The 22,628-nt window shown below is 72.9% G+C and carries 25 protein-coding genes; 5 read left to right on the forward strand and 20 right to left on the reverse strand.

Going from position 1 to position 22,628, the window contains the following annotated elements; translation table 11 throughout:
* Nucleotides 1-15 precede the first annotated feature (15 nt).
* From mutM to ACFXOZ_RS19070, 10 genes are all read right to left on the reverse strand, one after another.
* A complete protein-coding gene (gene mutM, locus ACFXOZ_RS19025; RefSeq protein WP_380591568.1) occupies nt 16-891 on the reverse strand; it encodes a bifunctional DNA-formamidopyrimidine glycosylase/DNA-(apurinic or apyrimidinic site) lyase in 876 nt (291 codons plus the stop codon).
* Between the two features lie 54 nt (nt 892-945).
* Nucleotides 946-1,734, reverse strand: coding sequence for a ribonuclease III (rnc, locus tag ACFXOZ_RS19030; protein ID WP_350508254.1), 789 nt, complete (start codon nt 1,732-1,734; stop codon nt 946-948).
* A gap of 20 nt (nt 1,735-1,754) precedes the next feature.
* A complete protein-coding gene (gene rpmF, locus ACFXOZ_RS19035; protein WP_030056747.1) occupies nt 1,755-1,928 on the reverse strand; it encodes a 50S ribosomal protein L32 in 174 nt (57 codons plus the stop codon).
* 2 nt (nt 1,929-1,930) lie between these two features.
* Complete coding sequence (locus ACFXOZ_RS19040; protein WP_375891745.1) at nt 1,931-2,575, reverse strand: DUF177 domain-containing protein; 645 nt, start codon at nt 2,573-2,575, stop codon at nt 1,931-1,933.
* A gap of 162 nt (nt 2,576-2,737) precedes the next feature.
* Nucleotides 2,738-3,988, reverse strand: a complete 1,251-nt coding sequence (locus ACFXOZ_RS19045) for an ATP synthase F0 subunit B (protein WP_380591570.1) — start codon at nt 3,986-3,988, stop codon at nt 2,738-2,740.
* Nucleotides 3,989-4,183: 195 nt separating this feature from the next.
* A complete protein-coding gene (gene coaD, locus ACFXOZ_RS19050) occupies nt 4,184-4,675 on the reverse strand; it encodes a pantetheine-phosphate adenylyltransferase (RefSeq protein WP_375891741.1) in 492 nt (163 codons plus the stop codon).
* Nucleotides 4,676-4,724: 49 nt separating this feature from the next.
* Nucleotides 4,725-5,309, reverse strand: coding sequence for a 16S rRNA (guanine(966)-N(2))-methyltransferase RsmD (gene rsmD, locus ACFXOZ_RS19055; RefSeq protein ID WP_380591572.1), 585 nt, complete (start codon nt 5,307-5,309; stop codon nt 4,725-4,727).
* Between the two features lie 132 nt (nt 5,310-5,441).
* Nucleotides 5,442-5,975 (reverse strand): hypothetical protein, encoded by a 534-nt coding sequence (locus ACFXOZ_RS19060; protein WP_350508249.1) that lies wholly within the window; start codon nt 5,973-5,975, stop codon nt 5,442-5,444.
* Between the two features lie 104 nt (nt 5,976-6,079).
* Nucleotides 6,080-8,311: an ATP-dependent DNA helicase RecG gene (gene recG, locus ACFXOZ_RS19065; RefSeq protein ID WP_380591574.1), complete on the reverse strand. Its 2,232-nt coding sequence runs from the start codon at nt 8,309-8,311 to the stop codon at nt 6,080-6,082.
* A 49-nt stretch (nt 8,312-8,360) separates the two neighbouring features.
* Nucleotides 8,361-9,992, reverse strand: coding sequence for a DAK2 domain-containing protein (locus ACFXOZ_RS19070; RefSeq protein ID WP_380525276.1), 1,632 nt, complete (start codon nt 9,990-9,992; stop codon nt 8,361-8,363).
* 281 nt (nt 9,993-10,273) lie between these two features.
* Between ACFXOZ_RS19070 and rpmB the strand changes: the two genes are divergently transcribed.
* Nucleotides 10,274-10,459, forward strand: coding sequence for a 50S ribosomal protein L28 (rpmB, locus tag ACFXOZ_RS19075; RefSeq protein WP_014138233.1), 186 nt, complete (start codon nt 10,274-10,276; stop codon nt 10,457-10,459).
* A 157-nt stretch (nt 10,460-10,616) separates the two neighbouring features.
* On the opposite strand, the gene thiD is transcribed toward rpmB, so the two are convergent.
* The 3 genes from thiD to ACFXOZ_RS19090 all read right to left on the reverse strand — a co-directional run bounded on the left by thiD (nt 10,617) and on the right by ACFXOZ_RS19090 (nt 13,611).
* Nucleotides 10,617-11,414 carry a bifunctional hydroxymethylpyrimidine kinase/phosphomethylpyrimidine kinase gene (thiD, locus tag ACFXOZ_RS19080; RefSeq protein WP_380591576.1) on the reverse strand — a complete coding sequence of 266 codons (798 nt, stop codon included), beginning with the start codon at nt 11,412-11,414 and terminating at the stop codon, nt 10,617-10,619.
* Nucleotides 11,415-11,452: 38 nt separating this feature from the next.
* Nucleotides 11,453-12,478, reverse strand: a complete 1,026-nt coding sequence (locus ACFXOZ_RS19085) for an ATP-dependent 6-phosphofructokinase (protein ID WP_380591578.1) — start codon at nt 12,476-12,478, stop codon at nt 11,453-11,455.
* A 167-nt stretch (nt 12,479-12,645) separates the two neighbouring features.
* Nucleotides 12,646-13,611 carry a thiamine-phosphate kinase gene (locus tag ACFXOZ_RS19090; RefSeq protein ID WP_375891732.1) on the reverse strand — a complete coding sequence of 322 codons (966 nt, stop codon included), beginning with the start codon at nt 13,609-13,611 and terminating at the stop codon, nt 12,646-12,648.
* A 229-nt stretch (nt 13,612-13,840) separates the two neighbouring features.
* Between ACFXOZ_RS19090 and ACFXOZ_RS19095 the strand changes: the two genes are divergently transcribed.
* The gene (locus ACFXOZ_RS19095; RefSeq protein ID WP_375891731.1) at nt 13,841-14,074 is read left to right on the forward strand and encodes an Lrp/AsnC family transcriptional regulator; all 234 of its coding nucleotides are present in this window, start codon (nt 13,841-13,843) and stop codon (nt 14,072-14,074) included.
* Nucleotides 14,075-14,093: 19 nt separating this feature from the next.
* Nucleotides 14,094-14,615 (forward strand): DUF3515 domain-containing protein, encoded by a 522-nt coding sequence (locus ACFXOZ_RS19100; RefSeq protein WP_375891729.1) that lies wholly within the window; start codon nt 14,094-14,096, stop codon nt 14,613-14,615.
* Nucleotides 14,616-14,687: 72 nt separating this feature from the next.
* Here ACFXOZ_RS19100 and ACFXOZ_RS19105 read toward each other — a convergent pair whose 3' ends face one another.
* The 3 genes from ACFXOZ_RS19105 to ACFXOZ_RS19115 all read right to left on the reverse strand — a co-directional run bounded on the left by ACFXOZ_RS19105 (nt 14,688) and on the right by ACFXOZ_RS19115 (nt 17,764).
* The gene (locus ACFXOZ_RS19105; protein WP_375891727.1) at nt 14,688-15,833 is read right to left on the reverse strand and encodes a D-alanine--D-alanine ligase family protein; all 1,146 of its coding nucleotides are present in this window, start codon (nt 15,831-15,833) and stop codon (nt 14,688-14,690) included.
* A 99-nt stretch (nt 15,834-15,932) separates the two neighbouring features.
* Nucleotides 15,933-16,916, reverse strand: coding sequence for an NAD(P)H-dependent glycerol-3-phosphate dehydrogenase (locus ACFXOZ_RS19110; RefSeq protein ID WP_380396348.1), 984 nt, complete (start codon nt 16,914-16,916; stop codon nt 15,933-15,935).
* 14 nt (nt 16,917-16,930) lie between these two features.
* The gene (locus ACFXOZ_RS19115; protein WP_375891726.1) at nt 16,931-17,764 is read right to left on the reverse strand and encodes a lysophospholipid acyltransferase family protein; all 834 of its coding nucleotides are present in this window, start codon (nt 17,762-17,764) and stop codon (nt 16,931-16,933) included.
* A 230-nt stretch (nt 17,765-17,994) separates the two neighbouring features.
* On the opposite strand from ACFXOZ_RS19115, the gene cofC reads away from it, so the two are divergent.
* Both cofC and ACFXOZ_RS19125 read left to right on the forward strand, forming a co-directional pair.
* Nucleotides 17,995-18,678, forward strand: a complete 684-nt coding sequence (cofC, locus tag ACFXOZ_RS19120; RefSeq protein WP_380591580.1) for a 2-phospho-L-lactate guanylyltransferase — start codon at nt 17,995-17,997, stop codon at nt 18,676-18,678.
* Between the two features lie 38 nt (nt 18,679-18,716).
* Nucleotides 18,717-18,956 carry a hypothetical protein gene (locus ACFXOZ_RS19125; RefSeq protein WP_380591582.1) on the forward strand — a complete coding sequence of 80 codons (240 nt, stop codon included), beginning with the start codon at nt 18,717-18,719 and terminating at the stop codon, nt 18,954-18,956.
* A 205-nt stretch (nt 18,957-19,161) separates the two neighbouring features.
* On the opposite strand, the gene ACFXOZ_RS19130 is transcribed toward ACFXOZ_RS19125, so the two are convergent.
* From ACFXOZ_RS19130 to leuC, 4 genes are all read right to left on the reverse strand, one after another.
* The gene (locus ACFXOZ_RS19130) at nt 19,162-19,905 is read right to left on the reverse strand and encodes an HU family DNA-binding protein (protein WP_375891720.1); all 744 of its coding nucleotides are present in this window, start codon (nt 19,903-19,905) and stop codon (nt 19,162-19,164) included.
* A 133-nt stretch (nt 19,906-20,038) separates the two neighbouring features.
* Nucleotides 20,039-20,389 carry a hypothetical protein gene (locus ACFXOZ_RS19135; protein WP_380591584.1) on the reverse strand — a complete coding sequence of 117 codons (351 nt, stop codon included), beginning with the start codon at nt 20,387-20,389 and terminating at the stop codon, nt 20,039-20,041.
* Between the two features lie 182 nt (nt 20,390-20,571).
* On the reverse strand, nt 20,572-21,168 hold the full coding sequence (leuD, locus tag ACFXOZ_RS19140; protein WP_375891717.1) for a 3-isopropylmalate dehydratase small subunit: 597 nt from the start codon (nt 21,166-21,168) through the stop codon (nt 20,572-20,574).
* A 3-nt stretch (nt 21,169-21,171) separates the two neighbouring features.
* Nucleotides 21,172-22,602: a 3-isopropylmalate dehydratase large subunit gene (gene leuC, locus ACFXOZ_RS19145; RefSeq protein ID WP_380591586.1), complete on the reverse strand. Its 1,431-nt coding sequence runs from the start codon at nt 22,600-22,602 to the stop codon at nt 21,172-21,174.
* Nucleotides 22,603-22,628: the final 26 nt, after the last annotated feature.

The following is a 22,628-nucleotide window of genomic DNA, read 5'->3' on the forward strand; positions in this document are numbered from 1 at the left end:
TCAGTCCCCGCTGTGTCAGTCCCCGCTGCGGTCCCGCGGCACGCGCTGGCAGCGCGGGCAGAAGTAGCTGGACCGGTTCATCCAGGCGGCCCGCCGGATCGCGGTGCCGCAGCGGCGGCAGGGCTCGTCCTCGCGGCCGTAGGCGTCGAGGTCCCGGGAGAAGTAGCCGCTCTCGCCGTTCACGTTGACGTAGAGGCTGTCGAAGCTGGTGCCGCCCACGGCCAGCGCGGCCGTCATCACGGCCCGGGCGTTGGCCAGCAGCAGTTCGGACTGCGGGCGGGTGAGGGTCGCGGTCGGCCGGTCGTAGTGCAGTTTCGAGCGCCACAGCGCCTCGTCGGCGTAGATGTTGCCGACGCCGCTGATCAGGGTCTGGTCGAGCAGGGCGCGCTTGACGGTGGTGCGCTTGGCACGCAGCGCGGCGACGAAGGCCGCGTCGTCGAAGCGGGGGTCGAGCGGGTCGCGGGCGATGTGCGCGATGGAGAGCGGGGTGCCCTCGGCGTCCTCCTCGGCCTCCTCGACGGCCAGGCCCCCGAAGGTGCGCTGGTCGACGAAGCGCAGCTCGCGCCCGCCGTCGGCGAAGCGCAGCCGGACCCGCAGGTGGGTCTCGTCCGGCACCGCCGGGTCCTGGACGAGGAGTTGGCCGCTCATCCCGAGGTGGCCGATCAGCGAGGAGCCGGCGCCGGGGCCGCCCAGCGGCACCCAGAGGTACTTGCCGCGGCGCTGCGCGGCGCCGAGGACGGTGCCGGTCAGCCGGTCCGCGAAGTCGGCCGCGCCGCCGGGCTGGCGGCGGACCGCGCGCGGGTGCAGCACCTGGACGTCGGCGACGGTGCGCCCGGCGACCCAGTTCGCCAGACCTCGGCGGACGACCTCGACCTCGGGGAGTTCGGGCACGGGAACAGGCCTCCTGCGTACGACGATCCGGCAGGAGGCCAGGCTACTCGCCGGTCAGGCCCCGGCGGGCAGCCGGTCGGCGTACTTCTCCTTGATCGCGCGCCAGGCGCTCTCGGCGGCCTTCTGCTCGGCTTCCTTCTTCGAGCGGCCGACGCCGCTGCCGAAGTCCTCGCCGGCCACCCGGGCCGCCGCGGTGAAGGTCTTCTCGTGGTCCGGACCGGACTCCATGACCACGTACTCGGGCACGCCGATGCCCACCGAGGCGGTGAGCTCCTGGAGGCTGGTCTTCCAGTCCAGTCCGGCACCCAGCTGAGAGGACTCCTCGATCAGCGGGTCGAACAGTCGGTGGACGAACTCGGTCGCCGCGTCCAGGCCCTGGTCCAGGTAGACGGCCCCGATCACGGCCTCGACGGTGTCGGCGAGGATCGACGACTTGTCGCGGCCGCCGGTTCCCTCCTCACCCTTGCCGAGGCGGATGAAGGTGCCGAGCTCAAGGCCCCGGCCGACGTCCGCGAGCGCGCGGGAGTTGACCACCGCGGCGCGCAGCTTGGCGAGCGTGCCCTCCGGGACGTCCGGGTGGACGCGGTAGAGGGTGTCCGTCACCACCAGGCCCAGCACCGAGTCGCCGAGGAATTCCAGGCGTTCGTTGGTGGGCAGACCCCCGTTCTCGTACGCGTACGAGCGGTGGGTCAGGGCACGTACCAGAAGGGCGCGCTCGAGCGTGTACCCGAGGCGCCCTTCCAGGACGTCGTATTCGGTCGAAGCCGGCCCACCGGCCTTGCCGCTGCCCGAAGAACCCTTCGAGGCAGAGGACGCCTTGCGGGTGGAGTTACCGTCCGACATCGATCCGTGCACCCCGCCGATCAGACCGAGAGGACCTGGCGGCGGTTGTACGTGCCGCAGCTGGGGCACGCGATGTGGCCGAGCTTCGGCTCGTGGCAGCGGTCGCACGCCACGAGAGCCGGAACAACGGCCTTCCAGTTGGACCGACGGTGGCGCGTGTTGCTGCGCGACATCTTCCGCTTCGGAACAGCCACGGCTACTTCTCCTGGTTCTCGGCGGCACCCTCACGGGTGTCGCTGTTCTTGATCCCGTCACCCTCGTCGCCGGGGGCGGCGGAGAGTCCCTGCAGAGCCGCCCACCGGGGGTCGGCGGCGTCGTGGTGGTGCGCCGGGTCGTCGCTCAGGCGTGCTCCGCACTCGGAGCACAGGCCCAGGCAGTCTTCCTGGCACACCGGCTGCAGCGGCAGTGCGAGCACCACCGCGTCACGCAGCACCGGCTGGAGGTCGAACAGGTCGCCCTCCAGGCGGTAAGTCTCTTCTTCCGAGTCCTCGTCGAGGTCCTCGGTCCCGGTGGTCCGGGCGCGGTGACGCTCGTCGGACTCCGGGTAGTAGTACAGCTCCTGGAAGTCCACGTCGATGTCGAAGTCGACGGGCTCCAGGCACCGGACGCACTCGCCCTCGACGTGGGCGTCGGCGGTGCCGGTGACCAGCACGCCCTCGACCACGGACTCCAGGCGGAGCTCCAGCTCGATCGGGCTCTTCTCCGGGACGCCGATCACGTCGATGATCCCGAAGCCCTCGGGGGCCTCCAGGGTCCGGCTCACCTTACGCATCGAGCCCGGGCGACGGCCGAGCTCGTGCGTGTCGAACACGAGGGGGTCGCGGTGGTCGAGGCGGTTCAAGGTGTCCTGACTTCCATAGGGATCAACGCCGTGCCCCCCGTCACGCGCCGGCGTTGCGAGGGCAAGCCGACAGCCGGACATGGGGATGCCGGAGTGGTCAGACTACCGGAGTCTCCCGCCAGGCCCAACTTCGGTCCCGTCGGGAGGCTCCGGGGCGGCCGCTCAGCGGCCGCCGAGCTCCCTCAGCCTGGTCATGTCGATCATGCTGGTGTCGAAGAAGCTGGTCTCGTCCAGGTTCTGCTGCTGCTGGTGCGGCACGGCCGGGGGCAGGGCGGGCTGCTGCGGGTAGGCGTAGCCGTCGTACGGCTGGGCCGCGTAGCCGTCCTGCTGCTGGGGATAGCCGTAGGCGTCCTGGTGCTGGCCCTGGTGCTGGACCTGGTGCTGCTGGCCGTCGTAGTGGGGCTGCTGCTGGGGGTAGCCGCCCTGCTGCTGGCCCCACTGGGTGTTGTACGGGTCGCCCTGGCCGGCCGGGTCGAAGCCGCCCCCGTACACCTCGGCGTACTGCCCGGCCTGGTGCTGGCCGGTCTGGTGCTGCTGGTGCTGGTGCTGGTCGCCCTGGTGCTGGCCGGTCTGGTGCTGGGCGGTGGCCGCGTACTGGTCCGCGCCGGGGGCCTGCCAGCCCGCCGCGGCCGGGGTCTGCTCCGGCCAGGTCTGCTGCTGCGGGACGTCCTCGCGGTACCAGGCGAGGTCGGCGCCGTCGGCGTCCTCGGCGAAGCCGGCGGCCACCGCCTCGGCGCGCTCCTTGGCCTGCTGGGCCTCGTCGGCGGCGGCCAGGTAGGCGCCCAGGTCGTCGATCGGCTTCTTGCCGAGCAGCTTGTCCCGGCCCTTGCCGACCGCCTCCAGGGTCGCGCTGAGCACGTTCTCCAGCATGGCGAGCTTCACGTCGACGTACTCGTCGACCTCGGGGCTCGGGCTGTGCCGCTGCGGCTGGAACTCCTCGCCGTCGCTCTCGGCCTCGACCTCGAAGCCGGCGTCGCCGCGCAGCTTGGTCCGGCCGCGGCCGACCGCGCCGAGCGTCTTGGTCAGCACCACCTCGAAGTTGGCGAGCTTGCTGTCCACGTAGTCGTCGGCCTCGGCACGCTGGGTGTCGACGTCGGCCCGGGCCTCGGCCAGGATCCGGTCGGCCTCGTTCTGGGCCCGGCGGACCACCTCGGTGTCGGAGATCAGCGAACCGCGCTCGGAGTGCGCGCCCTGGATGATCCGGTCCGCCTCGGCCTGGGCGTCGGCCACCACCTGCTCGTGGTCGGCCATCACCGACTGGGCCTGGGCGAGTTCGGCGGGCATGGCCGCCTTGAGGTCGTTGAGCAGGCCGATCAGCTCGGCCCGGTTCACCACGCAGGAGGCCGACATCGGCATCGAGCGGGCGTTCTCGACCGCCGCCACGATCTCGTCGACCTTGTTCTGCACGTCCACGGGGCTTCGTCTTTCCGTGTGCCGCCGACGGTCCGGCGGAGGCAGGCCCGGCGCGGTGGACCTCACCGCAGGGCAGGACTACAGACTGTACGGCCCCCGCGCGGCGAGCTCACAACGCCTGCGCCGAACCGGCCTCCACCGCCCCGGACAAGCCATGACGAACCGGCAGAAAGGGGCCCGGCCCGCCGTCCGGCCCTACTGCTCGGCCTTACGCTCCGCGATCCGCTCCACCAGCCGGCGGTGCACCGTCTCCGGCAGCAGGTGCGAGACGTCGCCGCCGTACGAGGCGACCTCCTTGACCAGCGTCGAGGAGAGGAAGCTGTACGTCGGCGAGGTCGGCACGAAGAGCGTCTCGACGCCGGTCAGGCCGTGGTTCATCTGGGCCATCTGCAGCTCGTAGTCGAAGTCGCTGACCGCCCGCAGGCCCTTGATGATCGCCGGGATGTCGCGCTGCCGGCAGTAGTCCACCAGCAGGCCGTGGTGCGACTCGACCACCACGTTCCCGAACGGGACGGTGACCTCCTCGATCAGGCCGATCCGCTCCTCGACGGTGAACATGCCCTGCTTGTTGCGGTTGATCAGGACCGCGACATGCACCACGTCGTACAGCTTGGAGGCCCGCTCGATGATCTCCAGGTGGCCCTTGTGGATCGGGTCGAACGAACCGGGGCAGACGGCTCGGCGCATGGCGTGTGTGCTCCCTCGTGGGGTGACGGCTGCTGCGGGCCGCGGCCCGCTACTCCTGATCGCTGGCCTCGGCGGCGGCGCGACCGTACCAGAGCGTGCCCTCGCCGTAGCGGCGGGAGCGCAGCACCTCGAAGCCCTCGGGCCAGCCGAACTCGCCGCCGCGGGTGCTGCGCTCCACGGTGACGAGTGCGTCCTCCGCGAGCCAGCCCCCAGCCGACAGTGTGATCAGCATCTCGCGCACCTCGTCGTCCGTCACCACGTAGGGCGGGTCGAGGAACACCAGGTCGTACGGGGTCTGCGGGGGCGGCCCGGCGATCACCTTCTCCGCCCTGGCCGCCCGGACCTCCGTGCCCGGCAGGCCGATCGTGCGGACGTTCTCCCGGATCACCCGGGCCGCCTGGGTATCCGCCTCGACCAGCAGGACGTGCTCGGCGCCGCGCGAGAGCGCCTCCAGGCCGACCGCGCCCGATCCGCCGAACAGGTCCAGCATCCGAGCCCCGTGCAGGGTGCCGCGGAACGCCTCCAGGGTGGAGAACATCGCCTCACGGGCCTTGTCGGAGGTCGGGCGGGTGCCCCGGCCGGGCGGTACGGCCAGTCGGCGGCCGCCGGCCGCCCCGGCGATCACGCGGGTCATGGTGGTGGGAGGTCCTTTCGTCGCTGCCCGACCACGCTATCCCGCCCCGGCTGCGAGCGGGCAAACGCCGGCGAGCGGTGGATAACGACCGGGGCCCCGCCGACGGGTCGGCGGGGCCCCGGCGGACACTCGCTAGCTCGCCTCGGAGCCGGCCCCCTGGCTCGGGACCGCCGCGCCGAGCAGCGCCGGCGAGGCGTAGCGGGACCACGACAGGCAGCCGTCGGGCGGGCAGAACTCGGGGCGGCGCGGGTCGTGCCCGAGCTCGCGCAGCTTGGTCCGGACGGAGTCGGGCGTGCGGCCGAAGCGGGCGGCGATCCGGGCGACGGTCTCGCCGTCGTGGAAGCGCCGGACCAGCTCCTCCTCGTGCTGCGGCACCCACGGGGCACCGTGTCCGGGGTAGAGCTCGCGCAGCACGTCGCGGTCGGGGATGGGTTCGGCGACGTCCGCGACGATCGCCAGCGCCCGCAGCGCGCGGTTGAGCGCGATCCGCAGCGAGGCGACGTCCTCGACCGGCAGGCGGAGCTTGCCCGAGGCCAGCGGCGCGGCGGCCGCCCCCTCACGCCAGCCGGTGAGGGTGAGGGTGACCTCGCGGTCGTCGTCGCTGGCGAGTTCGATCCGGAAGACCTTGTCGCCCAGCGGGAGCTCGTTGAGATGACGGAATGCCATGGCAGGACCCCCAAGTGTCGTGCCAGGAACGCACCTTGGGGGTGCGCCCTGAACAACTACATTCTCTCCCGGGGGTCTGACAGTCGGGCGGTGCCGGAGCCCGCTCAGCCCTTCTCCATGTAGGCGGCGCGGTCCTCGTCGAGCAGGCTCTCCAGCGCGGTGCGCAGCTCCGGGTGGGCGGCCAGCTCCGGGTCCTCGGCGACCAGCCGGGTGGCTTCCGTCCGGGCGGTCAGGATGACCTCCTCGTCCTCCAGCACCGACAGCACCTTGAGCGAGGACTTCACCCCGGACTGGGCTTGGCCCAGCACGTCGCCCTCGCGGCGCTGTTCGAGGTCGATCCGGGAGAGCTCGAAGCCGTCCAGGGTGCCGGCCACCGCGTCCAGCCGGGCCCGGGCGGGGCTGGCCGCCGGCATGTCGCTGACCAGCAGGCACAGTCCGGCCGCGCTGCCCCGGCCGACCCGGCCGCGCAGCTGGTGGAGCTGGGAGACGCCGAAGCGGTCGGCGTCCATGATGACCATCACGGTGGAGTTGGGGACGTTCACGCCGACCTCGATGACGGTGGTGGCGACCAGCACGTCCACCTCCCCGGCGGCGAACCGGCGCATCACGTCGTCCTTGGCGTCGGGGGCGAGCCGGCCGTGCAGGATCTCCACCCGCAGTCCGGCCAGCGGGCCCTTCACCAGCTTCTCGGCGGTCTCCACCACCGAGAGCGGGGGCCGCCGTTCGTCGCTCCCGGCGCCGGCGTCGGCGTCGCCGACCTCCTCGAAGTCCCCTTCGGCCGCCTTCCGCCTCCTCTTGGCGGCCTTCGGGTCGGCGGCCGGCTCCTCGTCGCCGATCCGGGGGCAGACCACGTACGCCTGGTGGCCCTTGCCGACCTCCTCGCGGACCCGCTCCCAGGCCCGGGTGAGGAAGTTGGGCTTCTCCAGCGCGGGGACGACGTGGGTGGAGATCGGCGAGCGGCCGGCCGGGAGCTGGTCCAGGACGGAGGTCTCCAAGTCCCCGAAGACGGTCATCGCGACGGTGCGCGGGATCGGGGTGGCGGTCATCACCAGCAGGTGCGGCGGCTGCTGCCCCTTGGCGCGCAGCGCGTCCCGCTGCTCGACGCCGAAGCGGTGCTGCTCGTCCACCACGACCAGGCCGAGGTCCTGGAACTGGACCTTGTCCTGGATCAGCGCGTGGGTGCCGATGGCGATCCCGGCGTTCCCGCACGCCATGTCGGACATCACCCGGCGGCGGGCGGGGTCACCCATCGAGCCGGTCAGCAGCACCACCCGGGTGGCGTGCTCGGAGCCGCCGAGCATCCCGCCCTGGGCGAGGTCGCCCATCATCTCGACGATCGAGCGGTGGTGCTGCTGGGCCAGCACCTCGGTGGGCGCCAGCAGCACGGCCTGGCCGCCGGCGTCCACCACCGCGAGCATCGCCCGCAGCGCCACCAAGGTCTTGCCGGAGCCGACCTCGCCCTGGAGCAGCCGGTGCATCGGGTGCTCGGTGGCCAGGTCGGCGGCGATCTCGGCGGAGACCTTCCGCTGGCCCTCGGTGAGGGTGAACGGCAGCCGGGCGTCGAAGGCGTCCAGCAGGCCGCCGGCCCGGGCCACCCGGGGCTTGGCCGGCAGCGCGGAGTCGGCGGCCCGGCGCTGGGCGAGGGCGACCTGGAGGACGAAGGCCTCGTCCCAGCGCAGCCGGCCCTGGGCGCGCTCGCGGTCGGCCTGGCTGCCCGGGCGGTGGATCAGCTCCAGCGCCTCCGGCAGCGGGATCAGGTCGTGGCGCTCGCGCAGTTCGGCGGGCAGCGGTTCGCCGACGTCGCCGAGGTGCTTGGTGAGCGCGGTCTCGATGCAGATGGACAGCTTCCAGCTGGGCATCTGGGCGCTGGCGCCGTACACCGGGATGAGCCGGCCGGCGAACTGCTTCGCCGCATCGGAGCCCGCTTCCTCGTCGAGCAGCTGGTAGTCGGGCGAGACCAGCTGGCGGCTGCGGTTGAAGACCCCGACCTTGCCCGCGAACAGGCCCTGGGCACCGGCCCTGAGCTCCTTCTGCCGCCAGCCCTGGTTGAAGAACACCAGCGAGAGCCGGCTGCGGCCGTCGGTGACGACCACCTCCAGCCGGTCCCCCTTGCGGCCGCGGAACGGGATCAGGGTGACCTTCTCGATCCGGGCCAGCACGGTGACGTGCTCGTCGACCTCCAGCTCGTCCAGGCTGGTGAGCTGGCCGCGCTCGACGTAGCGGCGGGGGTAGTGGTGCAGCAGGTCCCCGACCGTGCGCAGCTTGAGACTGTCGGCGAGCACCTTCGCGGTGCGGTCGCCGACGAGCTTGGTCAGTGGTTCATCGAGAGCGCCCATCAGGCCCTTGTTTACACCAAGGCACCGACGAACACCGACGAACGGACCGCTACTCCACGCCGATGAGCAGCGGCGTGAACTCCTGGCCGCCGTGGAAGACCACCGAGTCCACCTCCGGCCGCTGCTGGCGGACGTGCGCCACCAGCCGGTCGGCGAGCGCCCGGTCGGCGCCCTCGCCGAGGATCAGGGTGACGAGTTCGCCGCCCGCGCCGAGCATCCGGTCGAGCACGCTCTCGCCGACCTCGGCCAGTCCGGCGCCGATCACCGCGACGTCCCCGTCGATCAGGCCGAGCACGTCGCCGGCCTGGCAGACCCCGGCCATGGTCCAGGACTCCCCCTCGGCGACGGCGAGTTCGGCGTACCGGGTGGCCCCGGCGGCCGAGGTCATGGCGACCACGTCCTCGTCGAAGCGGCGGCCGCCCTCGTGCACGGCGAGCGCGGCCAGGCCCTGCACCGGCGAGCGGGTGGGCAGGACGGCGATCCGCACGCCCTCCTCACGCAGCTGGTCGGCGGCGGCCCCGGCGGCGGCGCGCAGTTCGGGGTCGTTGAGCAGCAGCACCACCTCGCGGGCGGCCGCGCCGCGGACGGCGTCGGCGAGTTCGGCGCTGGCCGGGCGGCGGTCCGGGTCGGCGTGCAGGACGACGGCGCCGGCCTGCTCGCACAGGTCGGCCAGCCCGTCGCCGGACACCACCGAGAGCACCGCGCGGGTCCGGTGCTCGCGCTCGCCGCGCTCGGCCGCGGTGCCGGACCGGGCGGCGGCCTCGGCGAAGTGGGTGATCCGGATCTGGTGCGGGCGCCCGGCCCGGACCCCGGCCTCGACGGCGGCGCCCGCGTCGTCCACGTGGACGTGCACGTTCCACAGGCCGTCGCCGCCGCCGATCACCAGCGAGTCGCCGAGCCCGCCGAGCCGCTCGCGCAGCGCGGGCAGCGCCTCGTCCTCGGCGTCCAGCAGGTAGATGACCTCGAAGGCGGGGTGGCCCGGGCCGGGCGGCCGCCGGTGCGGCTCGCAGCTCTCCACCGCCCGGACGTCCCCGCGCAGTGCGACCGGCCCCATCGGCTGCTGCCCGGCGACGGCGTCGGCGAGCGCGCCGAGGACGGCCACCAGGCCGCGCCCGCCGGCGTCCACCACCCCGTTCTCGGCCAGCACGGCGAGCTGCTCGGGGGTGTGCCGCAGGGCGTCCCGGGCGGCCCGGTGGGCGGTGTCGGCGACCTGGGCGAGCCCGTCCCCGGCCCGCACCGCCTCGCGGGCGGCGACCCGGGCGACGGTGAGCAGGGTGCCCTCGACGGGCTCCGCGACGGCCTGGTAGGCGGAGTCGGCGGCGCGCAGCAAGGCGGCCCGAAGCTGGTCGGCGCCGCCGCCCTCGGCCAGCGTCTCGGCGGTGCCGCGCAGCCACTGGGCGAGGATCACCCCGGAGTTGCCGCGGGCGCCGATCAGCGCGCCGCGGGCCATCGCGCGGACGGCGTCGGCCAGCCCGGGCGCCGGCCCGGACTCGGGGTCGGCGAAGCGGCTCTCCACCTCGGCGGCGGCGGACTCGACGGTCAGGTAGAGGTTGGTGCCGGTGTCGCCGTCCGGGACGGGGTACACGTTGAGCGCGTCGATCTCCTCGCGGGCCTGGCCGAGCGCCCGCAGGGCGAGCTGGCACCAGGTGCGCACGGCCGGGGCGTCGAGCGTGTGCAGCACCAGGTCTCCTCCGGGACGGGCCGCCGGACCGGCCCGGGGGCCGCGGCGAGGGGTGATACCGGCAGGTTATCGGGGCTCGGGGAGGGCCGCCGGGGCCCCTGACCGGAGCGATCACCCGGCCGGTCATGGTAGTTTCGTGGGACGGAAGCAAGCGTTGTATGCTCTTCCGGTTGCCTGGAACCGTCCAGGCTCACCCCCTTGTCCGGTCCGGTGCACGCGAGTGTTCTGGTGGGTGAGTGGGTTTTCGAAAGTATCTGATCTGAAGTCTTGGAGTGACTCCTGTGGCTGCCAACTGCGACGTCTGCGGCAAGGGGCCGGGCTTCGGCAACAGCATCTCCCACTCTCACCGCCGTACCCCCCGTCGTTGGAACCCCAACATTCAGACGGTGCGCGCTGTGATTGGGCGTACGCCGAAGCGGCTCAACGTCTGCACCTCGTGCATCAAGGCCGGTAAGGTCTCGCGCTGACGCGCAGACCGGCATGCCGGTCCTCCAGTGAGTCGGTTCATCCCCGGATGGACCGGCTTCGCTGTTTCCGGGACCGGTCAGGCTTTCCGGACGCACACGTGACGGGCGGACCCCCTCGGGGGTCCGCCCGTCGCCGCGTTCCGGCCGGGGCCGCGGGTCAGCGCCAGCGCCAGGCGTGGTCGACCGGGCCGATCCCGGCGCCCAGGGCGAAGCCCCCGGCGATCGCGCCGGTGACGTACTCCTTGGCCGAGCCCACCGCCCCGGGCACCGACTCCCCCTTGGCCAGGCCGGCCGCGATCGAGCTGGCCAGGGTACAGCCGGTGCCGTGGGTGTGCCGGTTGTCGTAGCGCGGCGCGCGGTACCAGTGCACCTCGCCGGGCCCGCCGTACAGCAGGTCGGCCGCCTCGCCGGCCAGGTGCCCGCCCTTGACCAGCACCCAGCGCGGCCCGAGGTCCAGCAGCGCCTCGGCGGCGGCCAGCATCTGCGACTCGTCCTCGACGGTCCGGCCGGTGAGCTGCGTCACCTCGTGCAGGTTGGGGGTGACCACGGTGGCGACCGGCAGCAGCCGCTCGCGGACGGTGGCGACCGCCTCGGCGGCCAGCAGCGCGTCCCCGTGCTTGGAGACGCCGACCGGGTCGACCACCACCGGGGCGTCCACCCCGGCGAGCAGTTCCGCGACGGTCTCGACCAGTTCGATCGAGGCGAGCATGCCGGTCTTCACCGCCTGCACCCCGATGTCGTCCACCACACTGCAGAACTGCGCCCGGACGGCTTCGGCGGGCAGTTCCCAGTAGCCCTGGACGCCGAGCGAGTTCTGCGCGGTGACGGCGGTGATCACGCTCATGCCGTGGACGCCGAGGGCGAGCATCGCCTTGAGGTCGGCCTGGATGCCGGCGCCGCCGCCGGAGTCGGAACCGGCGACGGTGAGGACGCGGGGAGGTGCGGTCGAATCCATGGCCCCCAACCTACCCGCGCGCGTTCGGGGCGCCGCCGTCAGAGCACCGCTTCCGATTCCGCCCAGCGGTCCTGCGGCACCGTCTTCAACCTGGTCACCGCGTCGCCGATCGGCAGCAGCTCGATGCCGGTCCGGCGCAGCGCGGTGAAGTGCCCGAACGCGCCCCGGTGGACGGCCTCCACCGCGTGCCAGCCGAAGCGGGTGGCGAGCACCCGGTCCCGGGCGGTCGGGGTGCCGCCGCGCTGGGTGTGGCCCAGGATGACCGGGCGGGCCTCCTTGCCGAGCAGGTTCTCCAGCTCGTGGGCGAGCCGGTTGCCGATCCCGCCGAAGGTCCGGTGGCCGTACTGGTCGACCTCGCCGTGGTCGAAGCGCATGGTGCCGGGCGTCGGGGCGGCGCCCTCGGCGACGGCGATGATGGCGAACTTCTTGCCGCGGGCGAAGCGGTCCTCGACCATCCGGGCCACCGCCTCGATGTCGAAGGGCTTCTCCGGGATGAGGATGCCGTGGGCGCCGCCGGCCATGCCCGCGGTGAGGGTGATCCAGCCGGTGTGCCGGCCCATCAACTCCACCACCATGACGCGCTGGTGGGACTCGGCGGTGGTCTTGAGCCGGTCGATCGCCTCGGTCGCCACGTGCACCGCGGTGTCGAAGCCGAAGGTGACGTCGGTGGCGTCGATGTCGTTGTCGATGGTCTTGGGCACCCCGACCACCGGGAGTCCGGCGTCGCTGAACAGCTTGGCGGCGGTCAGCGTCCCCTCGCCGCCGATCGCGACCAGCGCGTCGATGCCGATGTCCCGGGCCAGCGTCTTGGCGTTCTCCACCGCCCAGGCGATCCGCTCGCGCTGCACCCGGGCCGAGCCCAGGATGGTGCCGCCGAGGGTGAGCAGACCGGTGACGTCGTCGTGCGAGACCGGCCGGGTTCTGCCCTCGATCAGCCCGAGGAAGCCGTCCTCGATGCCCACGATCTCGTCGCGGTGCACGTCCGTGCCCCGGTGCACCACCGAGCGGATCACCGCGTTGAGGCCGGGGCAGTCGCCGCCGCTGGTCAGGACACCGATGCGCATGTGTGGTGTGCTCCCGCTCGCCGTGGTTCGGCCCGGCCGCAGCCGACGGCGGGCGGGCTCGGATGGCGCAAGCCTACGCAGAACGCACCCTCGAAGCCCGTCCGCCGCACGTCCGGAGCGTCACGCGCCGTACCGGCGTCCACGCCCCGTCAGCCGTCCTCCGTACCTCACTCGGCGAAGTGGTCCCAGCCGCCGACCCGGTCCCAGGGTGCGCCGTCGACCGTCACCCGTCCGCTGCGCGATCCCCGCGGGCGGCCGGTCACCTCGCCCACCACCCGCCAGCGGGAGGGGAGTTGGACCCCGCGCGGGAAGGTCGCCACGATCGCGTGGTCCTCGCCGCCGGACAGCACCCAGACCAAAGGGTCCACCCCGACCGCCTGGCCGATGTCGGCCATCTGCGCCGGGACGTCGAAGTCGGCGGCCCTGAGGTCGATGTCCACCTCGCTGGCCCGGGCCACGTGGCCGAGGTCGGCGACCAGCCCGTCGCTCACGTCGATCATCGAGGTGGCGCCCAACTCGGCGGCGGCCGGGCCCGCGTGGTACGGCGGCTCGGGCCGGCGGTGCGCCTCGACGAAGGCACGCGGGGAGCGGAAGCCGCGTTGCAGCACCGTCAGTCCGGCCGCCGACCAGCCGAGCCAGCCGCACACCGCGATCACGTCGCCGACCTGGGCGCCGGAGCGCGTCACCGCCGGGCGCCCCTGGAGGTCGCCGAGCGCCGTGATCGCCAGCATGACGGTGTCGCCGCGCACCACGTCGCCGCCGACCACCGTCGCCCCGGCGACCTGGCACTCGTCGCGCAGCCCGTCCATCAGCTCGGTGGCCCAGGTGGTCGGCAGGTCGGCGGGGGCGACCAGCCCGAGCAGTATCGCGGTCGGCACCGCGCCCATCGCGGCCACGTCGGCGAGGTTCTGGGCGGCGGCCTTGCGGCCCACGTCGTAGGCGGTGGACCAGTCCCGGCGGAAGTGCCGGTTCTCGATCAGGACGTCCGTGGTGGCCACCACCCGGCCGTCCGGGGCCTTCACCACCGCGGCGTCGTCCCCGGGGCCGAGGTCGACCGCGTCGGTGAGCGGTACCCGGGCGGTCAGCTCCCTGATGAGACCGAACTCGCCGAGCTCGCCCACGGTCCCCTGCATCTGCCGTCCTCTCGCCTTTCCTCCCCGGACGGCACCGCCGCCCGGGATACGGTCCCCGTCGCTCCCCCCCGCGCGCAGCGTACGCCCTCCGGGGGCACCGAAGTCTCCCCTCCCCGGCCCGCTGCGCGGTAGCGTGGTGATCAGCCTGCCGGTGCGCCCGCACCCACCCCTGCACCAGCCCGGGCGGTCCCGGCGGCGATCCCCCCAACCGGCCGCCGGGAGGTCACCCGTGGTACAGGCATACATCCTGATCCAGACCGAAGTAGGAAAGGCCACCGCGGTGGCCGAGACCATCGCGAAGATCCCCGGTGTGATCACCGCCGAGGACGTCACCGGCCCGTACGACGTCATCGTCAAGGCCGAGGCCGACACGGTCGACGACCTGGGCCGCCTGGTGGTCGCCAAGGTCCAGAAGGTGGAGGGCATCACCCGCACCCTCACCTGTCCGGTGGTGCACCTCTGACCCCGGCTACCATCGGCGGGTGGCCAGAGAACTCCGCATCCCCAGGGCGCTGACCGCGCTTCCCGCGCCGGTCCGCTGGCTGGCCGCGCCGGTCGCGCTGACCTGCACCGTGGTGGTGCTCATCGGCAGTTGGAGTTCCGCCGACGACCCCGCGGTGGAGGTCCCGCGGCCGAGCGGGAAGGCCGCGGACCACTGCCGGGCGCTGGGCGCCGCCCTGCCCCAGGAGTTGCTCGGCCGCGCCCGCCGGGACCCGTCCCCGGCCTCCCCGTACGTGGCGGCCTGGGGCGACTCGCCCCGGGTGGTGCTGCGGTGCGGCATCGACCGCCCGGAGGAGTTGGACGGCCCGCACGCCAAGGACCTGTCGCCGACCGTCGACGACGTCACCTGGTGGTCGCAGCAGCTCGCCGACGGCGGCTACCGCTTCGTGGCGACCATGCGGGCCGCCTACGTCGAGGTGACCGTCCCGGCCGGAGCCGCGCAGAACCCCTTCGACCCGGCGGCCGCCCTGACCCCCGCGGTGAAGGCGAACATCCCGGGCTGAGCCCGTACCCGCCCCGAGCCGAAGGGGCGCGCCGGGAAGTCCCGGCCCGCCCCTGTCACGCGTACGGGCCCGCTAGCGCAGCCCGGTCGAGCGGCGCAGCGCGGTCTGCAGCAGCCGGTCGATCAGCTCCGCGTACGAGACCCCGCTGGCCTCCCACATCTTCGGGTAGGCGGAGATCGGGGTGAAGCCCGGCATGGTGTTGATCTCGTTGATCATCCAGCTGCCGTCGTCCAGCAGGAAGAAGTCGACCCGGGCCAGGCCCTCGCAGCCGAAGGCCTCGAACGCGGCCACCGCCTGGCGCCGGATCTCCGCGACCTCCTCGGCGGTCAGCTCGGCCGGGATCCGCACCTCGGAGGAGTCGATGTACTTGGCCTCGAAGTCGTAGAAGTCGAAGCCCTCGCCGACCAGCACCTCGGCCGGGACGCTGGCCCGCGGGCCGTCCTCGAACTCCAGCACCCCGCACTCGATCTCGCGGCCGGAGACCCCCGCCTCGATGATCAGCTTGGGGTCGTGCCGGCGGGCCTCCTCGATCGCGGCGTCGAGCTCGGCCAGGTCCTTGACCTTGGTGATGCCGATGCTGGAGCCGGCCCGGCAGGGCTTCACGAACACCGGCAGGCCCAGCTCGGCGACCCGCTCGCGCACCGCGGCGCGGCCCTGCTCGGTCTCCCAGTCGCGCGGCCGCACGATCGTGTAGTGGCCGACGCCCAGGCCGTGCGAGGCCAGGATCCGCTTGGCGAACTCCTTGTCCATGCCGGCCGCGCTGGCCAGCACGCCGTTGCCGACGTACGGGACGCCGGAGAGTTCCAGCAGGCCCTGGAGGGTGCCGTCCTCGCCCCACGGGCCGTGCAGCAGCGGGAACACCACGTCGACCTCGCCGAGGGCCTTGGGGGCGCTCCCCGGCTCGCTCAGCAGCACCTCCCGGCTGCCCGGCGAGACCGGCAGCGCGACCTGCCCGTCGACGGCCTCGGCGACGTGGGCCACGTCCGGCAGCCGGCCGTCGGTGATGGCCATCCGGGACGGCTCGTCGCTGGTCAGCGCCCAGCGGCCCTCGTGGGTGATGCCGATCGGCAGCACGTCGTACTTGTCACGGTCGATCGCCCGGAGGACGCTGCCCGCGGTGGAGACCGAGATCGCGTGCTCGGAGCTGCGCCCGCCGAAGACCAGCGCGACGCGCGGCTTGGGGGCGGACGGGTCCGGGGTGGTCTGTTCGATGCTCATATCGGGTTTGAGACTACCGTGCGAGGTGTTTCCGGGAAGTCAACGCCGGCCCGGAGAGTCCGCGCCCACCACCGGGTGCGGGGCCCGACGGGCCGGGCCTCAGCGCCGCTCCGCCTTGGCCGAGCGGGACATCAGCACCTGCAGCGCCTCCTGGGTGGGCCGCCCGTTGTGCACCACGTCCACCACCGCCTCGACGATCGGCATGTCGACCCCGCTGCGCCGGGCCAGGTCCAGCACCGACTCGCAGGACTTGACGCCCTCCGCGGTCTGCCGGGTGGCCGCGATGGTCTCGGCCAGCGACATGCCCCGGCCCAGGTTCATCCCGAAGGTGTTGTTGCGCGACAGCGGCGAGGAGCAGGTGGCGACCAGGTCGCCCATCCCGGCCAGCCCCGCGAAGGTGTGCGGGTCGGCGCCCAGCACCTCGCCGAGCCGGGTGGTCTCGGCCAGTCCGCGGGTGATCAGGGTGGCCTTGGTGTTGTCGCCGAGCCCCATGCCGGCCGCCATGCCGACGGCCAGGCCGATCACGTTCTTGACCGCGCCGCCGAGCTCGCAGCCGATCACGTCGGTGTTGGTGTACGGCCGGAAGTACGGCGTGTGGCAGGCGGCCTGGAGCCGCTTGGCGACCGCCTCGTCGGTGCAGGCGACCACGCTCGCGGCGGGCTGCCGGTTGGCGATCTCCTTGGCCAGGTTGGGCCCGCTGACCACCGCGACCCGCTCCGGGCCGACCTTGGTGACCTCGTCGATCACCTCGCTCATCCGCTTGGCGGTGCCGAGTTCGATGCCCTTCATCAGGCTGACCAGCACGGTCTGCGGCTCGATCAGCGGCGCCCAGGCGGCCAGGTTGTCGCGCAGCGTCTGGGAGGGCACCACCAGCACCGCGAAGTCGGCGCCGGCCAGCGCCTCGGCGGCGTCGGTGGTGGCCCGGACGGTGTCGGGCAGCCGGACGCCCGGCAGGTAGTCCGGGTTCTCGTGGGTGGAGTTGACGGCGTCCACCAGCTCCTGGCGGCGGGCCCACAGCACGACCTCGCAGCCCGCGTCGGCCAGCACCATCGCGAACGCGGTGCCCCAGGAGCCCGTCCCCATCACGGCGCAGCGGGTCACCGGCCCGTCCCCTCTTCGTCGTTGTCGTTCCGGCCGCCCTTGGCGCGGCGGCGTTCGGCCAGCGCGGCGGCGGCCCGCTCGCGGGCGGCCTTGCGCATGTCGTAGCGCTCGGCCGGCGGCTCCTCGCCGCGGACCCCGGCCAGCACCTCGGTGATCGCCGCCATGATGTCCTCGGTGGCGTCGTTGAGCACCTGTCCGGTGAGCTCCATGCCCGCGTACTTGCTCAAGTCCACCGCGGGCCCGGCGGCCACGGTCACCCGGTGCCGCGGGAACAGGTTGAACCTGCCCTTGCCGAAACCGGCCCGGCCGTACGGCGGGATGATCTCGTGGGCGCCCCAGTGCGCGACCGGGATGACCGGCGCGCCGGTCATCAGCGCGACCCGGGCGACCCCGTTCTTGCCGGTCATCGGCCACAGGTCCGGGTCCCGGGTGAGCGTTCCCTCCGGGTAGAACTGCACGCACTGGCCGTTGTTGACGGCGTCGATCGCGGCCCGGAAGGCCTGCGCCGCGTCGGTGGACTCGCGGAACACCGGGATCTGGCCGGTCTTGCGCAGCATGAACCCGATGAAGGGGATCGAGAACAGCGAGGACTTGCCGAGGATCCGCGGCGGACGGCCGCTGTTGTACTGCCAGTGCGCGTAGATCACCGGGTCGATGATCGAGTTGTGGTTCACGGCGGCGATGAAGCCGCCCTTCTCCGGAATGTGCTCCCAGCCCCGCCAGTCGGGCTTCACCAACGCGGTCGTCACCGGCTTCACCAGCACGGCCGCGAAGCGGTACCAGATGCCGTAGTCGGCGTTGCCGAACTTGGCGTACGAGCGGCGGGCCACCCCAGGCTCCTTCTCATCGCATGCGGCACGTGGGGTGCCGCGGTCATGGCCTCCCGTGCCGCGCACCGGCGCGACCGGTGCCCGGGGCACGGGCGCGGAACAGTGTCGCCCGCCTGCTCACCGGCTGTCGAGCGGCCGCGCCAACCCGCCGGGCGGGCGTGATCAAACGCACGTCCGCACAGCTCGGACGGCCTGGCGAGGGTTCCGGGACCGGCGTCACAATGACGCCGATGACCCAGGACACCGTACGCCCCAGCGAGCCCGTCGCGCCCGCCGCACCCGCCGCCGACTGGTCGCTGGTGCTACCGCTCAAGCCGCTCGCCCTCGCGAAGAGCCGACTGGCCCCGTACGCGGGCCCGCACCGGGCCGAGCTGGCCCTCTCCTTCGCCCTCGACACGGTCACCGCCGCGCTGGCCACCCCGGGCGTCTCGCGCGTCCTGGTGGTCACCCCGGACGCCACCGCCGGCGCCCGGCTGGTTGGGCTGGGCGCCCTGGTGGTCGCCGACGAGCCCGGCGGCGGCCTCAACCGGGCGCTGGCGCACGGCGCCTCGGCCGCCCGGGCGCTCGCCCCGCGGGCACCGCTGGCCGCCCTCTCGGCGGACCTGCCGGCCCTGCGCCCGGCCGAACTCGCCCGGGTGCTGGGCGCGGTGCCGTCGGACGGCCGGGCCTTCCTGCCGGACTCCCCCGGCCTGGGCACCACCCTGCTCGCCTGCGGCCCCGGCCGTCCGCTCGCCCCCGCGTTCGGGGACGGCTCGCGGGCCCGGCACGCGGCCGGCGGGGCGCTCGAACTGCGCCTGGCGGACGTGGAGTCGGTGCGCCGGGACGTCGACACCGGCGCCGACCTCGGCGAGGCCGCCGGGCTCGGCCTCGGCCCGTACACCAGTGCGCTGTTCGCCCGTCTGGGCGGCTCCTGACCAGCGGGCCCGTCGGACCCGCTCGCTATGCTGCTGGCATGCAGGCCACCGCGTTCACCTTCGACCCCGCCACCCGAGCCGGCTCGGTGCTGCTCGACGACGGGACCCCGGTGCCGTTCGACGCGGCCGCCTTCGACGCCGGCGGCCTGCTGCTGCTGCGGCCCGGCCAGCGGGTGCGGATCCGCACCGAGGGCGCGGGCGAGGCCCGCCGGGTGGTCTTCGTGACCCTGCAGACCTTCCCCGACCCGACGGCCGCTGACGGCGTCAACGACCGCTGACGGCACCGTCCCCCCTCCGGCCGTTCCCACCCTTCCGGCAGTTCCCGCAGTTCCCGCGGATTTCCGCGCCCGGACGGCGGCTGCCGGTGAATCCTGACTAAGCGCCCGGAAATCGAAAGAGCCGCGGCCACCCGGTCTCCGCAATTCGCGGAAGGGGGTGCCGCGGCTCTGTGCCGAAGGCCGTCCGAGGACAGTCGCGCGGGACTTACTTGGCCGAGGCCTTGCGCGCGGTGGTCTTGCGGGTGGCCGTCTTCTTCGCCGGCGCCGTCTTCTTGGCCGTGGCGGTCGCCTTCTTGGCGGTGGCCGTGGTCTTCTTGGCGGCAGCCGTGGTGGTCGCCTTCTTCGCGGCGGCCGTCTTCTTGGTCGCCGCGGCCTTGGTCGCAGCCGCCTTGGTGGCGGTGGCCGTGGTCTTCTTGGCGGCGGCCGTGGTGGTCGCCTTCTTGGCCGTGGCGGTCGCCTTCTTCGCGGCGGTGGCCGTGGTCTTCTTGGCGGCAGCCGTGGTGGTCGCCTTCTTCGCGGCGGCCTTCTTGGCGGCCGGGGCGGCGGCGGCAGCGGTGGCGGCGCGCTTGGTGGCGGCACGCTTGGCGGCCGGGGTCGCGGCGACACCGGTCTTGCCCGGGGTGAGCGAGCCCTTGGGGGCCTTCTTCACCGAGGGGCCTTCCTTCGGCAGCTTCTTGCTGCCGCTGACCAGGTCCTTGAAACCCTGACCCGGACGGAAGCGGGGGACCGAGGTCTTCTTGACCTTGACCCGCTCGCCGGTCTGCGGGTTGCGGGCGAAGCGCGCGGAGCGCTCCACCTTCTCGAAGGTGCCGAAACCGGTGACCGAAACCCGGTCACCGGCCACAACGGCACGGACCATGGTGTCGAGCACTGCGTCGACGGCCTCTGCGGCAGCCTTGCGACCGCCCAGCTGCTCGGCCACCGCTTCGACAAGCTGAGCCTTGTTCACGTCTTCCCCTTCGGAAACGGGCGCCGGATGATTCCATCCGTTCTTTTCGCACGTTAGGTATGTATCTGCGGACTTTCAATTACCAAACGCGCGAATCACCCTAGTGTCGCAATGGATTTGCGCGTCCGCGACCTCAGTCGAGGGGCGGGTGCCCCTCGTCGAGGTCATGTACAAAGCGACTCAACCGCCTTGCCGCCTCCGGAAGATCGCGCTTGGCGGTCTCCGTGACGATGAGCAGTTGACGGGTGAGAGCGGTCTTTGCATCGACAGACACGTTCAGCGCATGCACGCGGGCGTGAGCTTGCTTCAACCGCTCGGCCACAAGCGCGTAGAGCGCTGCGACTTCCTGGTCGTCCGGCGCCTCAGCTGGTGTTGCGGAGGTGACGTCCGGCCGATCGTCAATTCGGCGTTCGGATCCCCGGCCCGTGGACTCCTCGGACGCGGGTTCGCCGCCCGCGTACGGAGGTTCATGGTGCCGGTGCATGTACTGATTGTGCCATCTACCCGCAGTTGTACTTGCGCGGGGCCCTCTTCCGCAAAGCCGAATGGGCAATCCGGGGAGCCCCCGGTGCTAACTCGTGCTCCGGAACGACGGATGGCCCGGCCCCCCCGAGGGGGAGCGCGGGCCATCCGGCGGATCGTCAGAATGCTTGTTCTGAGGGGAACTCAGGACACCGGCAGAGTACGGGGCTTGAACGCCGGGCGGGTGGCCTCGTAGGCGGCGATGTCCCCCTCGTTCTGCAGCGTGATGCTGATGTCGTCCAGGCCGTTGAGCAGCCGCCACCGGAGGTTGTCGTCCAGTTCGAAGGTCGCGGTGATGCCTTCGGCCCGGACTTCCCGTGCTTCCAGATCAACGGTGATCTCGGCCGAAGGGTCACTCTCGGTGAGCGACCAGAGGCGCTCCACGGTCTCCTGCGGCAGCACGACGGTCAGCAGACCGTTCTTCAGCGAGTTGCCCCGGAAGATGTCGGCGAAGCGCGAGGAGATGACCGCGTGGAAGCCGTAGTTCTGCAGCGCCCAGACCGCGTGCTCCCGGGAGGAGCCGGTGCCGAACTCGGGGCCGGCCACCAGGACGGTGGCGCCCTCGCGCTCGGGCCGGTTGAGGACGAACGACTCGTCCTTGCGCCAGGCCTCGAACAGGCCGTCCTCGAAACCGGATCGGGTGACCTTCTTGAGCCAATGGGCCGGGATGATCTGGTCCGTGTCCACGTTGCTGCGGCGCAGCGGGACGGCCCGGCCGGTGTGGGTGGTGAACTTCTCCATGGCTCAGGCCTCCACGGCGACGTTGGCGGAGTTGGCGGACAGGTCCGACGGGGCGGCCAGCCGGCCCAGGACGGCGGTCGCGGCGGCGACCTGCGGGGAGACCAGGTGGGTGCGGCCGCCCTTGCCCTGGCGGCCCTCGAAGTTGCGGTTCGAGGTGGAGGCGCAGCGCTCCCCCGGGGCGAGCTGGTCGGGGTTCATGCCCAGGCACATCGAGCAGCCGGCGTGCCGCCATTCGGCCCCGGCGGCGGTGAACACCTTGTCCAGGCCCTCCTCGACGGCCTGGAGCGCGACCCGGACGGAGCCGGGGACGACCAGCATCCGCACCCGGTCGGCGACCTTGCGGCCCTCCAGCACGGCGGCGGCGGCGCGCAGGTCCTCGATCCGGCCGTTGGTGCAGGAGCCGACGAAGACCGCGTCGACGGCGACCTCGCGCAGCGGGGTGCCCGCCTCCAGGCCCATGTACGCGAGGGCGTTCTCGGCGGCCGCGCGCTCCTGCGGGTCGGCGAAGTCCGCGGGGTTCGGGACGTCCGCGCCGAGCGGGGCGCCCTGGCCGGGGTTGGTGCCCCAGGTGACGAAGGGGGTGAGCTCGCTCGCGTCGATGAACACCTCGTGGTCGAAGACGGCGTCCTCGTCGGTGGCCAGGGTCCGCCAGTACGCGACGGCGGCGTTCCAGTCCTCGCCCTGCGGGGCGTGCGGGCGGCCCTGGAGGTAGTCGAAGGTGGTGTCGTCCGGGGCGATCATGCCGGCCCGGGCGCCCGCCTCGATCGACATGTTGCAGACGGTCATCCGGGCCTCCATCGACAGGCTCCGGATCGCCGAACCGCGGTACTCCAGGACGTAGCCCTGGCCGCCGCCGGTGCCGATCTTCGCGATCACGGCGAGGATCAGGTCCTTGGCCGTGACGCCCTCGGGCAGGTCGCCCTCGACGGTGACCGCCATGGTGCGGAACGGCGCCAGCGGCAGGGTCTGGGTGGCCAGCACGTGCTCGACCTGGCTGGTGCCGATGCCGAACGCCAGCGCGCCGAAGGCGCCGTGGGTGGAGGTGTGGGAGTCGCCGCAGACCACGGTGGTGCCGGGCTGGGTCAGGCCGAGCTGGGGGCCGACCACGTGCACCACGCCCTGCTCGACGTCGCCGAGCGAGTGGATCCGTACGCCGAACTCGGCCGCGTTGCGGCGCAGGGTCTCCAGCTGCACCCGGGAGACCGGGTCCGCGATCGGCTTGTCGATGTCCAGGGTCGGGGTGTTGTGGTCCTCGGTGGCGATCGTCAGATCGGTGCGGCGGACCGTACGGCCGGCCAGCCGCAGCCCGTCGAAGGCCTGCGGGCTGGTCACCTCGTGGAGCAGGTGCAGGTCGATGAACAGGAGGTCGGGCTCGCCCTCCGCGCGCCGCACGACGTGGTCGTCCCAGACCTTCTCTGCGAGTGTCCGTCCCATCGGATTCCCTCCAGCCGGCCGCGTTG

It is taken from the genome of Kitasatospora sp. NPDC059160, from assembly GCF_042755465.1.
Classification (GTDB): domain Bacteria; phylum Actinomycetota; class Actinomycetes; order Streptomycetales; family Streptomycetaceae; genus Kitasatospora.